The sequence below is a fragment of the Desulfosediminicola sp. genome, assembly GCF_048381775.1.
Taxonomy (GTDB): Bacteria; Desulfobacterota; Desulfobulbia; order Desulfobulbales; family Desulfocapsaceae; genus Desulfopila; species Desulfopila ganghwensis.
In genome coordinates, this window is record NZ_JBLXGE010000018.1 from 39634 (window position 1) to 52773 (window position 13140).

Below are 13140 nucleotides of genomic sequence, written 5' to 3' on the forward strand. Positions count from 1 at the left end.
GAGGCACCAGTGTTTTTTGTAAAACAGGGACTGCGGAATTCGTAATTTGATGCTGTTGTCTGATCTGGTCGCTGCTGTTTTTAAAGGAATGTAGAGCTGTACCCCATAGGAAATTACAGAAAACGTAAAATGATGACCAGAAGCTTGCTCATCTCTGAAGAAATCCTTGAAAGAAAAGGCGGACACAACGATGCAGAAAGAAGATTATCGGGAAATTCCCTATAACTTTACCTCGGCCGATGATCGGCTCATCATCAACCACCTGTTCGGGCAGGAGGTTTGGGAGGACTTACAGGAATTGCGCAGCCAGCGTATTACCGGTCGGTCTGCCCGTCTGGTGATGCGTTTCATGGGAGACCTTTTTATTCTCCGCAGAAACCCCTTTTTGTATCAGGAACTCATCGATTCGTCGTCCCGTCGTCAGCAATTCTTTGATACCGCAGAAGAGGATCTCTCTCTTATCGAAAAAGCTGCAGGTTCCTGGCAGGGTGATTCCGAAGGTTCCGGCAAGGTCCTCAGCCTGGTTCGTATCTGCCGTGAGCGATTAGAGCAGATGAAGACCGAGATCAGCGGTGCCGCTGCACATCGTGCGCAGATTCTAAAAAAACTTACACCAATTCTCGGTAAAGATAACGTCTGGTTCGATCCGTTCACGCTGATCGGTCATGCAACTGATGCAACTGACTGGCGTCTTTATCTGCCGGTGGCCGTGGTTCGTCCTTCCCGTGAGAGTCAGGTTGTACCGCTGATGACCGCCATAGCATCACTTGGTCTGCATGTTATCCCCCGTGGTGGCGGTACAGGTCTTACCGGTGGTTGTGTGCCGGTGGCAAGCGGCTGTGTCATCATTAATACCGAAAAACTGACTAAGATTTATCCCATCGAGTACCGCGAGTTCGCCCATCTTGAAGAAGAGGAGAAGAATGTTCCGGTAATCAAGGTGGAAGCCGGTGTGGTCACCTCGGATGCGATGGCTCATGCCAAGGCTTCCGAACTTGTTTTTGCAACAGACCCGACAAGCTCATGGGCATCGACTATCGGCGGCAACATCGCAGAGAATGCCGGTGGCAAAACCGCAGTTCTCTGGGGAACCGCCATTGATAACCTGCTCTCGTTTAAAATTGCAATGCCGGGCAGTGGGCTTTTGACTGTAACTCGCCTGAATCACCCGATGCGCAAAATTCTGCCGGGTGACATAGTCACCTATGAAATTACCGATGCCAGAGGGCAGGTGCAGAAAACCATCGAATTGGCCGCCGAAGATATCCGCAAGAAAGGTTTGTGGAAGGATATCACCAACAAAGTACTGGGCGGCGTTCCCGGTTTGCAGAAAGAGGGTGTGGATGGTGTCATCACCTCCGCGGAGTTCGTCCTCTATACTGCCTATGAACGCAAGATCACCTACTGTCTGGAATTTTACGGAGAAGATATGGACGAGGCCAGCCGGGTCATTGTCGAGATCTCCGATGAGTTTAAAAATGAGGGTGAAGAAGCCCTGATCGCCCTGGAGCACTTTGATGAAGAGTACATCAACGCTATCCAGTACAAATTCAAGGCGGCCCGTAGCGAACATCCGAAAGCGGTACTGCTGATCGATATGGTTGGTCATAACAGAGACCAGATCGAGAGCGGCAAGTCCCGTTTGATAAAACTGCTTGAAAATTATGGTAACACCGAGCTGTTTATTGCCCAGGATGCTGATGAGGCCGCCCGTTTCTGGCGTGATCGCAAGCGATTGGGTGCAATTGCCGCCCGTACCAACGCTTTTAAGCTGAATGAAGATATCGTCCTGCCTCTGGCGGCACTGGCGGAGTTTACCCGTTTTGTCGATGAGCACAATATCAACGAGGATATCTATAATAAGCAGCAGTTTATTCACAAGGTGATGGGGTACCTTCGTCAGGCTGAGCCGATCGAGGACCCGGACTGGCTGGAGGCCAAAATTCCAAAGGCGCTTGAACTTTGTGAAGATACCCTGTCCAAGCTCGAACTGCGAACCACAGAGTCTGTTCGGCACGAGGCGTATATAAAGCAGCTGATGAAAGATCTCCTGGAGCTCTTTTCCGGCTATGCCAAGGTGTCTCAACGCATTGAAGACATTTATAAACACGTTCGGTCGCGCAGAATTGTTATCGCCACCCATATGCACGCCGGTGATGGTAACAACCATGTGAATATCCCGGTCTTCTCCAATGACCGTGAGATGATGAAACGTGCTGATAAAACCGCCGAGGCTGTAATGGCCAAAGCGGTAGAGCTCGATGGCGTTGTCAGTGGTGAGCATGGCATCGGTATCACCAAGATGAAGTTCATGGAGGAGGAACGTCGCCAGGAACTTATCAAATACCGCCAGGAAGTGGATCCGAAAGGCCTGATGAGCCCGGGTATGCTGACGGACCCTGAGATAATTGAAAAGGTATTCACACCTTCTTTCAACCTGCTCGAGCTTGAAGCGAGGATTCTGCAACATGGCTCGCTCGAAACCCTTGCTGCCAAGATTTCCAAATGTGTCCGTTGCGGAAAGTGCATGGTGGGATGCTGTGTCTATTATCCCGGTTCCAATATCTTCATGCATCCACGCAATAAAAACATGGTGATTGGCTCCCTGATCGAGGCTCTGCTCTACGATATTCAGCGTTCCCATCAGCCGCGTTTCACCCAGATGAAGAACCTGGAAGAGATTGCCGATCATTGTACCATGTGCGGTAAATGTCTCAGCCCGTGCCCGGTGAATATCGATACTGCTGAAGTGAGTGTCCTTGAACGAGAAATCCTGAGTGATCTCGGGTATAAACATACCGCGCCCGCTACCAGGTTGTCCCTTACATTTCTTAAAAATCGTAACAAAACCTTTAACTCTGTATTCCGAAAAGGTGTTCTGGAGTGGGGTAGTGCAGCCCAGCAGATTGGAGTGAAAGCGCTGAAGATGGCGCCAGTCAAGTTACAGGAGAAGGACTGGCAGTATGTCACCATGCTCAAATCACCCATGATGCCTGCACCCGGAAAGGACCTCTGGGCTAACCTGCCTGAATGTTCTGCCAACGAGGCGCTGATGCTGCTACCGGAAGGGAAGCCGGTTAAAACCGTGTTCTACTTTCCTGGCTGTGGTTCTGAACGTCTCTACTCAGATATCTCAATGGCTGCGATCTATGTGATGCTGAAGAGCAATATCAGGGTTATCCTGCCGCCACCGTACCTCTGTTGTGGTTTCCCTGCCCAGGTGAATGCCAAGAAGGAAATGCATGACGAGATCACCCTTAGAAATTCGATTATTCTCAGCCAGATTCGTGAGATGCTGGGCTATATCGTATTTGATAAGTTTGTGGTGAGTTGCGGTACCTGTCGCGAGTCTCTCCATGAAATCGGTGCAGAAGAGATCTTCGGCTGCGGGGTAGAGGATGTGAGCAGCTTTGTCCTGGAGAACAGTGCTCTGAACTTCTCTGAGCGTAAGATGAAAACGGTGCTTTATCACGCTCCGTGTCATGATTCTTTTGATGGTGAGGGGGTAATGCTGGCACGACAGATTGCGGAGGAAGTTCGTCCTGTGGCAAATTGCTGTTCCGAAGCCGGAACGCTTGCTATCTCCCGGCCTGACATCAGCTTTAAGATGATGCAGAGAAAGCGTGAATCCATCGAAGAGGCGAAAAAAGGTGTTTACGGTGAACCCACTATCGTGACGAATTGTCCTTCCTGTATTTCAGGGCTTGGACGCAACCGTGATCTTGGTGTTAAGCCTCAGCACATGGCAGTTATCCTTGCCAAGTCCCTTGGCGGAGAAGCCTGGGCAATCGATTTTGACAAGCTGGTGGCCAAAACAGAGAAAGTGACGTTTTAATCCTGTCTTATATATTATAATCAAGATAGTTGTTGTCGTATTACAAGGCAGCATCTCCAGCATATGGAGATGCTGCCTTTTTTTTCGGCCGGCGCGGCTGAAAGTAAACTCGCGCTATGGAGAAAAATGCACGTGAAATGAGTCTCTCCAGCAGTCAGCTTCAGCTTTTTCTGAAATTGCTACTTTGGGACTTGAAATTACATAGAAAAATCGGTAGCGGCAGTGCTTGACAAAAAGGTTTCCAGACTACAATGTGGTAGTTGTAACGTTCGGCAAGCGTTGACAAAATGTCGAAGAATGTCGGATGGAGGTGGCAACTCAATGCTGACCGTGATCCAGGAGTTATTCACATATCACCATTGAGCTGTTGATTGAATCGGGCGATGTGATTGCCCGTTTACATACAGAGCTGGAGGTCTATATGAGTCACGTACTGCCGGAAATACCCTATGCCTATGACGCACTGGAACCTTTCATCGACGCGAAAACCATGGAGATTCATCATGGCAGGCACCATCAGACGTATGTTGATAAACTGAATACAGCTCTGCAGGGTCATGATGATCTTAGAGGGCAGAGCGCAGAAGAGTTGATCGCTCACCTCGATCGGGTGCCGGATGCAATTCGGGGAGCAGTTCGCAACCACGGAGGTGGTCATGCCAATCATTCATTCTTCTGGCCGCTATTAAAGAAAGATGTACCAGCGCAAGGCCCCGCAGTTGAGGCTATTATTGCCCAATTCGGCAGCTTCGAGAATTTCAAAAATCAATTCTCCAATGCTGCTGCACTGCTCTTCGGCAGCGGTTGGGCCTGGCTGGTGAAAGAGGAAAACGGGCTCACCATAGTAACCACGGCCAACCAGGATAATCCGCTGAGTCTAGGCAGAAAGCCGGTGCTCGGAATTGATGTGTGGGAGCATGCGTACTACCTGAAGTACCAGAATCGCAGACCTGAGTATATTGAAGCGTTTTGGCAGATAGTGAACTGGGAAAAGGTGAATGAATATTTCGAAGCAGGATAATTACATGGTGTAGCAGGGTGTTGCTACACACATTTACTCAGAACCAAAGAAACCCGTTCTCCTGGTATGGTGAACGGGTTTTGGTAGTTAAAACGAATGTGATCACCACGTACTTTCAGCACGAAAAGCTGCGGCGGAAGGTGAGATATGAAAGGCATGGCAAATTGACAGGTAGCCCTCCCGGCTACTCGAATCATCGCATCGAGTTGCCGGGAATTCTCTTTTTTCTTTTTGCTTTAAGCTGTTATTCCTAACACCTATTACCTAATACCTTACTCTTACCCCTCACGCATTGCTGAGTGAAGCTGGGAGATTGTGGTAATTAGTAGCCATTATCTGGGTTCGCAACCGCCACGGCAGTCATAATTTTTAAATCCATTGGGACACGGGCGATCATAATAGTAATCCCAGTCCAGGCAGTTATAGTAGTGTTTTTCTTTCCGGTAGGAACTACAGTCGCCATAACAGTCGTTATTTCTGTAGCCAGGAGGGCAGGGGCGGTCGTTGTTATAATCCCAATAGGTGCAGTCATGATCATTTTTACGCGCTGAAGGACATCGGCGAGTGCCTTGGCAGATCCGGTATTTTCCTCCTTTGTCGTCATCACAGAATACCTCATACTTATCACCGGCGCGGCAGTTTGCGGTCCTGCTGTTTAAAGCAAGTGTTTTGCAGGGCGAAGTTTTACTGTTTCTCATTACTTTCCAGGGGCCATTGCAATCCCATGCACTCATTGAAGTCGAGGGGAATGTGAGGAGGCCAAGCATGAAAATGGCGGATGTCAGTACTTTCATGTTTCTTTCCTGGCAGGCAGGATCAATCCCTGAGAGTGTAGAATTCTCTATATCTTCATTACATTATGGGATGCAACCCGGCTTGCGACGATGAGGCGGGAAGATGAGGTTGTTCTATTGCTGTGGTCAACTTGAAATCAACGCATCTCGAGCCTCTATCCGGTGAGGCTATCACTTCATTGTGTGTCCTTAAGGCAAAAAAGACAAGAGTTGTGATTGCAATGGGTCCGGAGGATTTCACCGAGGACACTGCGGGTCATTGACAGTCGGATAATCAAATCCTAGATTTCTTGAGTAGGGGTAATTTTAGAAGGAAACTGGACAAATTGTCAGGAGATTGACAGTTCAAGTCAGCTCTGGTTGAAGTTATCCAAACACAACAGCTTTGTGGTAATCAGGAGGAGTGTACATGACTGTACAGCATTCATTTTCCAAGATTGAGAAAGAACTCCTGCCGGCATTCAGGCAACAGATTGGCTCGGCGGAATCAACAGAGGATGTGAAAAAATTCTTTGTTCACACAATTATGGAACTTATCAACCGGGCTTCCGAAGATAAGTTGAGACCAGGCTATGAGGATATCTCCCTCAATACCACTCCCCCGGAGAGTAGCTGTAAGTTCAACTTCAGCGATACAATCACTTCAAATTCCGACTTCGAAACTATCTGGAACGCTTCAGATCTGAGTAATATACTCGACAGGTTTGCGGCAGCGGCATGCAATAGATATACGCATCTATTGAAAAATCCAAGCAAGACTGAAGCAAAGATCAGGATGTAGCACCAGCAAGCACCACCAGGGACAGGGGCTACGTGTGGTGAGAGTAGGTACCGACTCAGCCTTTGATGACTCTCAGGCGATGGTTTCTTTTGATCTTTTTCCAGAGTTCTTTGATGATAACCATCGCCGGGTCTTCATAGCTGTCGTACTCCACGCCGAGAAATGAGTTGCAGGAGGCGATAAGAGAATCGTTACCGTTGTAAAGACCGAACTCTTCGCGAATGGATTTGGCGAGAGCAAGGTAAACAGAGGTATCGAGTTCTTCTTCGCTGAGTGTGGAAAGTACAACTCTGTCTCGAAGCGGCAGGTCGTTTAGCAGGATGGTGACAACCTCCTCGACAGTGCGCGGAAGCTGTTTTGGTTGTGGTGTATCTAATGGTTGGAACATGACAAAAATGAGGCATAAAATCTGATCACGGTCAATCAGGTAAGCGCTCTCTCCTGTAATGGTATTGATCTTAATAATCTTTATCAGGTAAATTGTAAGACATACGTACAGGCTGTCACGTAAAAATTAGAGAATGTATTGTAATATATCGAAATGATGGGGTAAAAAAGCGAATTTTCCGGGGCAGTAGTTTTAGAAAGACCTGCCCCGGAATCGATAACTGAAGCTATGCCTTGGGAGGCGGGTTCGCAGCTGGGAGCCACATTCTGCCGGTTACCATATAGAGTAGTACAGAACCCAATATGAGATAACCGAACATCTCGATATTTTTTGTCTTAAGAATGTATGCCAGCATAACAATTATTGAGGAACTGATAACAAAAAAGACAGGACGGGGAATCTGCTTCATGATTACGCGTCCAAAATGGGCGAATCGGATATGGCTCACCATGAAAGCGGTGGAAAGTCCAGCCATGCCCAGCAGGAGAACAGGTGGGCAGACAAGGGTCGCGCCCAGCACGAACAGGGCTCCGGCGGGGCTTGGCAGGCCGTTGAAAATACCCTCGGGCAGGTCATTACGCATCTTGTCTACAGTGACGAACCGGATAAGCCTGAAAGCCACACCAGCCAGGTATATGGCGGCAAAAAGCCAGGCGAAATTACCGCCCAGTATGATCAGCATATAGGCAGGAGCTAGCCCGAAGCTGACGAAGTCTGCGATATCATCAAGGTAGGGCCCGTATTTGGTACCACCATGTAATTCTGCCATTCTGCCATCAAAGAGATCAAAAAGCTGACCCATGATTATGATGCAGATTGCCCAGGAAAAAAGATAATTGTGAGCGAGGTAGAGGCTTGCGACACCGCAGCAGAAGTTCATGGTAGAGAGCAGGTCTGCATAGAGGCGGTTTGGAATAAACTTAAAGACAATAGAGGCAGCCGCTAAAATGATGCAGGCGATGAGTATCTCATTGCCAAGGTTGATAAGTGCAGGGTTGGCATCCAGCAGGGCGCAGAAGATCACCAGTGCAAAACAGATAATCGCCTTAATTTTGCCGAAGTTATTGGCGGCACCGGAGGTTTTCAGCAGGTTGAGCACATGGCGGGCGAGGAACTGCCCGAAGAATTCGATAACGATCAATATCCAGACAAGCTTTACTGAAATTATGCCCATATAGGCAAAGCCCAGTAACGGTGGCAAGTAGGTGAGTTTGTCGCATAACGGATCAAGCCATTCCCCCCATTTGGTGCCGAGGTTAGCGCCCCTGGCAACAACTCCGTCTACACCGTCCATGATTGCGGCAAAGGTGAAGATGATTATGGATAGTGACTGGAACGGGCTGAAGAAATAAAGAAAAAAACCGACCACCGCCATGGCTGTACGCCAATAGCAGATTGAGTTGGGGTGAAGCAGCCACTGGTGTGAATAGATCAGTTCCCTGAACGATGGCCTCTGCACCATGCGGGCAATCCAGATATAAAACGAGGTTCCGATAAGGGAAGCGATGATAATGACGAGTACTCTTTCCATATTTTCTCTTTGTATGTCTTGAACTCCCATGAGTTACTTGTGATTGGTATGGGAGCGTATATCGAGTTTACGGAGCACTGTTTACCATTTTTGCCGGTAATAGTCCATTGGTGAGAACGTTTGTCCTCTCTTTATATAAGGCAACCTCAGTGCGAGTAACAATCACCCTCTAAAATTATTTATTCTTACCACATCCTGCGGACTCAGCGTGGGGCAGCAGCATGATCCCCGTCAGAAACTTTCAATAGCGGTTGTGATTATCATCTCTTCCATGGTACATTCGCAACCCGCGAAAATTCATCTCACCCCAACTATTTTTTTTAGAATTTCTTAGGATAGTGTCTGCTAATTTATTGTTACCGGTTTATGCTGGGGAGGGTCAACTATGTTATCAGTATGTTTTTACGCCTTTAGCTGTCAGGAGTTTTATTGATGGGAATAACGCTGCTTATAGCAGAGAAACCAAGTGTTGGTAAGGATCTCGCCAGTTACCTGGGAATCGTGGGCCGTGGCAAAGGTTACTACAAATGCAAGGGGGATATTGTCTGCACCTGGTGCGTAGGCCACATCCTTGAGCAGGCCGACCCGCATGTCTATAACCCCAGATTCAAGCGGTGGCGTGCTGACGATCTGCCGATAATTCCGGATGAATGGATACTCGAGCCAATTCCACGTTCCAGGGAACAGTTGGCTATAATTGAAGGTCTTTTGAAAAATTCCGACAAGGTGATCAATGCCGGAGATCCCGAGAGGGAAGGGCAGCTGATCATAGACGAAGTTCTCGATTACCTGGGATACACCGGCCCGGCGGATCGGCTCTGGATCTCGGCGCTTGATGTGCGGACTATTGAAAAAGGATTCAAGAGCCTCAAAGACAATAACGAGTTCAGAAATATCAAAGATGCCGCCATCTGTCGCTCAAATGCTGACTGGCTGGTGGGTATCAACGTCACCCGTGGCCTTACCCTGGCAGCCGGCCAGAACAATGTACTCTCAGCTGGCAGGGTGCAAACGCCGACCCTGGCGCTGGTGGTGGACCGGGACCGGGAAATCGAGCAGTTCACCAAGAAACCCTATTGGGTATTACGGGCTACTGTCCAGCATCCTGAAGGCAATTTTGTCGCAACCTGGGAACCGGACGAATTAACTTCCGGGCTAGATGCAGAGGGCAGATTGGTCAACCCGGCAGTGGCAGAGCAGGTAATCGCCAAGGTCAGCGGTAAAGATGGAGTCGTAAAAAGTAAAAAAGATACCCTCAAGCGGAAGAGCCCGCCCTTGCCGTTTCTGCTCTCAGATTTACAGAAAAAAGCGGAAGACAAGTTCGGCTACTCGCCTAAGCAAACCCTGGATATTGGCCAGGGGTTGTATGAGAAGCATAAAGTCCTTACCTATATGCGTACAGAGTGCAGGTATTTGCCCAACGAAATGTTTGAGGATGCACCACGTGTTCTGGCCACTTTGCGAGCCCAGAATATGGACGGGGCGCATGAGGCAGATCCCACAATTCAGTCCCCGGCCTGGAACACGAAAAAGCAGGGTGCCGAGGCCCATCATGGAATAATTCCCACAGAGGTGAAACCGCCGCGTCTCACTGAAGAAGAGTGGAACATATACCAGCTGGTGGCAAAGAGATTTCTGAAACAGTTCTACCCGGATTATCAGTACTACTCCAGCTCGATAGTGGCAGAGGTCGAGGAAGAGCTGTGGAAGGGCAGCGGAATTGCCATCAAGGATAAGGGGTGGATGGTGCTGAACGATCAGCAGACCAAAGAGAAATTGCTGCCTCGAGTGAAAAAAGGTGATCCTGTTGGCATCGAGCAGGTGGAAAAGGAACAGAAGTTCACCAAACCACCCAGCAGATTCACCGAGGCATCTCTGCAGGTTGCTATGACCGAGGTACATAAATATGTGGATGACCCTGTGATCAAGGCACGCCTCAAGGAAAACTCGGGGATTGGCACCTCTGCTACCAGAACCAATATTATCGGTGAGTTGCAGAACCGCACCTATCTGGAGAAGAAGGGTAAGGTGCTTATTTCCACACCCCTTGGCCGGGAACTGATTGATAAAATCCACCCGTCGCTGAAGAATCCAGGCATGACGGCAATCTGGGAGGATGCTCTTAACAGAATTTGTGAGGGAGATCTTGACCGGGAGGCGTTTATGGCTGAACTCACCCGGCGAATGTTAAACATGGTGCGTTATGCCCTTGCTACCAGGTTCTCCGAAAAGGTTACCGGCAAGATATACAGATGCCTCTGCGGCGGTCGACTTTCCAGGCTGGAGTCGAAAACCAAGAAAGGGCGATTTTTCTGGGTGTGTGACGCCGGTGAGGAGAAAGGTTGTCCCCTTCGTTCGGACTACAATGGTGCCCCCGGCGCTGCTTTTATGGATAGGCCTGAGACAGGGCCGAAATGCCCTCACTGTGAAAAAGGCTATCTCATCCGTTATGAAAGCAACCGAAGAATGGGTAGTTACTTCTGGGCATGTTCCACAGGAAAGGAAGGGAAATGCCCTCTGTTGCGGGATGAAAATGGTACACCGGGAGAGCCGCTCATCGATCCCAACGCAGCCAAGGTGCCTTGTCCTGCTGAGGGGTGCAAAAAACAGATGACGCGAATACGTTCCATGAAGAATGCCAATTTCTATTTCTGGAAATGTGAAAACGCAAGTCACCCCTTACGGCATGATAACAATGGCCAGCCGGGTGATATTATGAATTTCGATCAGCGACGGGGAGATAACCGCCAGCAGCAGCGTCCGGCCCAAAATCCGACTGTTGCAAAAAAAGATGCAGCTGATCAGGCTTGATGAAACAGGAAGAGAATCAGGAGAAATTGAGAACATGAGAAAATCAGGTGACTCCACCCTGGTCTATTCAACCGAGACTGGTGGGCGATGTCCCGATTGCGGGCAACAATTAAAGAAGTGTCGTTGTGCTCCAAAGCGGCAGGATGTGCCGAATGACGGCGTGGTCAGGGTGAGCCGCCAGACCAAAGGACGCAAGGGAAGCGGGGTTTCGCTGGTTAGCGGAGTACCTCTGGTCGGGGCAGAACTCAAAAAGCTGGCTAAAGAACTGAAGCAGAACTGCGGTACCGGCGGCACAGTGAAAGACGGTATTATCGAGATTCAGGGAGATCATCGACAGGCCCTGGTGGAGTGCCTGAAGAAAAAAGGGTTCACGGTGAAGCTGGCCGGAGGATAAACAGGTTGGTTTCTGCGTGGAACGGACGAGGATTTTATGCCATACTTCTGGTGAACCGTGGCTGTATTCGTTGTAATTATTGCGGCCGGGAGTACGGCATTTAAAGCTTACCCCTTGTACAAGGAAGGTCACAATCATGCAGAAAAAGACAAAAATTGTAGCGACAATTTCCAACCTGAACTGCTCTGTACCATTTATCAAACGGCTCTATGATGCGGGGGTGAACGTGGTTCGCCTCAATACCGCGCATATGACCCACGACGATGCCTTGGAGGTAATCAGCAACACCAGGGCTGTTTCCAGCAAGATCGGATTGCTGCTTGATACCAAAGGCCCGGAAATCAGGACTTGTGACATGGCAGAATCTCTGAACGTCAAGGTGGATGATATCATCCGCTTCAAGGGCGCGCCGGACGAGGACTCCCATGATGACGTGATATGTGTCAATTACGATAAATTCGTCGAAGATATTCCTGTGGGCAGCTCGATCATGATTGATGATGGTCTGGTGGGGCTCACCGTTACCGCCAAAGATGACAGCTATCTCTCCTGTATTGTGCAAAATGATGGTGTTATCAAAAAACATAAAAGCATCAATATCCCCTCAGTTCATGTGAAATTGCCCGCCTTGAGCGAGAAAGACAAGGGGTTCATTCGCTTTGCAGCGGAAAACAATCTTGATTTCATTGCCCACTCTTTTGTCAGAAATAAAGAAGATGTGCTGGCAGTCTCTGAGATACTTGGTGAAATGAACTCGCCTATCAAGATTATTGCCAAGATTGAGAACTCTCAGGGGGTGGAAAATATTGACGAGATTCTCGATCACGCCTACGGGATCATGGTAGCGCGTGGCGACCTGGCGGTGGAAGTGCCTACGGAGAAAATCCCACTCATTCAGAAACGGATTATTGAAACCTGCGTTGAAAGGCGCAGCCCGGTGATCGTCGCAACCCAGATGCTTCATACCATGATCGAATCGCCACGGCCGACCAGGGCCGAGGTGTCAGATGTGGCAAATGCCTGTCTCGACCACGCTGACGCCCTGATGCTCTCAGGAGAGACTGCCAACGGCAAATATCCTGAGGAGGCAGTGCGAACCATGGCCAAAGTAATCAAAGAGGTGGAAGAGCAAAAGCGAAATCCCCTGGATGTCGCTTACAGCCATGAAAACAGGATCGCCGCCTACCTGGCCAAAGCCGCAGTAAAAGCCTCAATGCGGCTTGAGACCCAGGCCATTGTTGCAGACTCCCAGACTGGTAACTCAATCCTGGAGCTTGCAGCATATCGGGGCTGCAATATTATTTACGGACAGGTTTATGATGAGCAGGTGATGCGTCGCCTGTCACTCTCGTACGGAGTTTACGCAGAGACCATATCCCGGGAGGAGAGTTCTGCAGAGCCGCTCCGAAAGTCAATCTGCAGGTTGCTGGATGAGAAACAGTTCAAGGATGATGACCTGATTATCGTGTTGGCCGGCAGCTTCGGTGCCAGTCATGGTCCGTCATATATCGAAATCAGTACTGCTTCGAATTTGAAGGAAAAGCTGATGTAGTCGACAGGTGCTGCGATGTGCACCAGTTTGAGA

The 13140-nt window shown here is 49.2% G+C and carries 9 protein-coding genes; 6 read left to right on the plus strand and 3 right to left on the minus strand.

Features of this window, described 5'->3' with window-relative positions; genetic code table 11:
* The first annotated feature begins 190 nt into the window (after positions 1-190).
* Positions 191-3835, plus strand: a complete 3645-nt coding sequence (locus ACN5NT_RS22045; RefSeq protein ID WP_419176913.1) for a DUF3683 domain-containing protein — start codon at positions 191-193, stop codon at positions 3833-3835.
* A 421-nt stretch (positions 3836-4256) separates the two neighbouring features.
* Positions 4257-4856 (plus strand): superoxide dismutase, encoded by a 600-nt coding sequence (locus tag ACN5NT_RS22050; RefSeq protein ID WP_419176914.1) that lies wholly within the window; start codon positions 4257-4259, stop codon positions 4854-4856.
* Between the two features lie 332 nt (positions 4857-5188).
* Here the strand turns inward: ACN5NT_RS22050 and ACN5NT_RS22055 are convergent, their stop codons facing one another.
* A complete protein-coding gene (locus ACN5NT_RS22055; protein WP_419176915.1) occupies positions 5189-5650 on the minus strand; it encodes a hypothetical protein in 462 nt (153 codons plus the stop codon).
* Between the two features lie 409 nt (positions 5651-6059).
* Between ACN5NT_RS22055 and ACN5NT_RS22060 the strand changes: the two genes are divergently transcribed.
* Complete coding sequence (locus tag ACN5NT_RS22060) at positions 6060-6431, plus strand: hypothetical protein (RefSeq protein ID WP_136798519.1); 372 nt, start codon at positions 6060-6062, stop codon at positions 6429-6431.
* Between the two features lie 55 nt (positions 6432-6486).
* On the opposite strand, the gene ACN5NT_RS22065 is transcribed toward ACN5NT_RS22060, so the two are convergent.
* A complete protein-coding gene (locus ACN5NT_RS22065; RefSeq protein WP_419176916.1) occupies positions 6487-6819 on the minus strand; it encodes a hypothetical protein in 333 nt (110 codons plus the stop codon).
* Positions 6820-7045: 226 nt separating this feature from the next.
* A complete protein-coding gene (locus tag ACN5NT_RS22070) occupies positions 7046-8350 on the minus strand; it encodes a CDP-alcohol phosphatidyltransferase family protein (protein ID WP_136798517.1) in 1305 nt (434 codons plus the stop codon).
* A 432-nt stretch (positions 8351-8782) separates the two neighbouring features.
* Between ACN5NT_RS22070 and ACN5NT_RS22075 the strand changes: the two genes are divergently transcribed.
* The 3 genes from ACN5NT_RS22075 (at position 8783) to pyk (ending at position 13107) form a co-directional block, all read left to right on the plus strand.
* The gene (locus tag ACN5NT_RS22075) at positions 8783-11161 is read left to right on the plus strand and encodes a DNA topoisomerase 3 (protein ID WP_419176917.1); all 2379 of its coding nucleotides are present in this window, start codon (positions 8783-8785) and stop codon (positions 11159-11161) included.
* 34 nt (positions 11162-11195) lie between these two features.
* The gene (locus tag ACN5NT_RS22080) at positions 11196-11555 is read left to right on the plus strand and encodes a translation initiation factor Sui1 (RefSeq protein WP_419176918.1); all 360 of its coding nucleotides are present in this window, start codon (positions 11196-11198) and stop codon (positions 11553-11555) included.
* A 136-nt stretch (positions 11556-11691) separates the two neighbouring features.
* Positions 11692-13107 carry a pyruvate kinase gene (pyk, locus tag ACN5NT_RS22085; RefSeq protein ID WP_136798514.1) on the plus strand — a complete coding sequence of 472 codons (1416 nt, stop codon included), beginning with the start codon at positions 11692-11694 and terminating at the stop codon, positions 13105-13107.
* The last annotated feature ends 33 nt before the right edge of the window (positions 13108-13140 follow it).

Bases quoted from the DNA above. Each gene is read 5' to 3' on its own strand.
- ACN5NT_RS22045 (WP_419176913.1), top strand. From the start codon at position 191: ATGCAGAAAGAAGATTATCGGGAAATTCCCTATAACTTTACCTCGGCC.
- ACN5NT_RS22050 (WP_419176914.1), top strand. From the start codon at position 4,257: ATGAGTCACGTACTGCCGGAAATACCCTATGCCTATGACGCACTGGAA.
- ACN5NT_RS22055 (WP_419176915.1), bottom strand. From the start codon at position 5,650: ATGAAAGTACTGACATCCGCCATTTTCATGCTTGGCCTCCTCACATTC.
- ACN5NT_RS22060 (WP_136798519.1), top strand. From the start codon at position 6,060: ATGACTGTACAGCATTCATTTTCCAAGATTGAGAAAGAACTCCTGCCG.
- ACN5NT_RS22065 (WP_419176916.1), bottom strand. From the start codon at position 6,819: ATGTTCCAACCATTAGATACACCACAACCAAAACAGCTTCCGCGCACT.
- ACN5NT_RS22070 (WP_136798517.1), bottom strand. From the start codon at position 8,350: ATGGAAAGAGTACTCGTCATTATCATCGCTTCCCTTATCGGAACCTCG.
- ACN5NT_RS22075 (WP_419176917.1), top strand. From the start codon at position 8,783: ATGGGAATAACGCTGCTTATAGCAGAGAAACCAAGTGTTGGTAAGGAT.
- ACN5NT_RS22080 (WP_419176918.1), top strand. From the start codon at position 11,196: ATGAGAAAATCAGGTGACTCCACCCTGGTCTATTCAACCGAGACTGGT.
- pyk (WP_136798514.1), top strand. From the start codon at position 11,692: ATGCAGAAAAAGACAAAAATTGTAGCGACAATTTCCAACCTGAACTGC.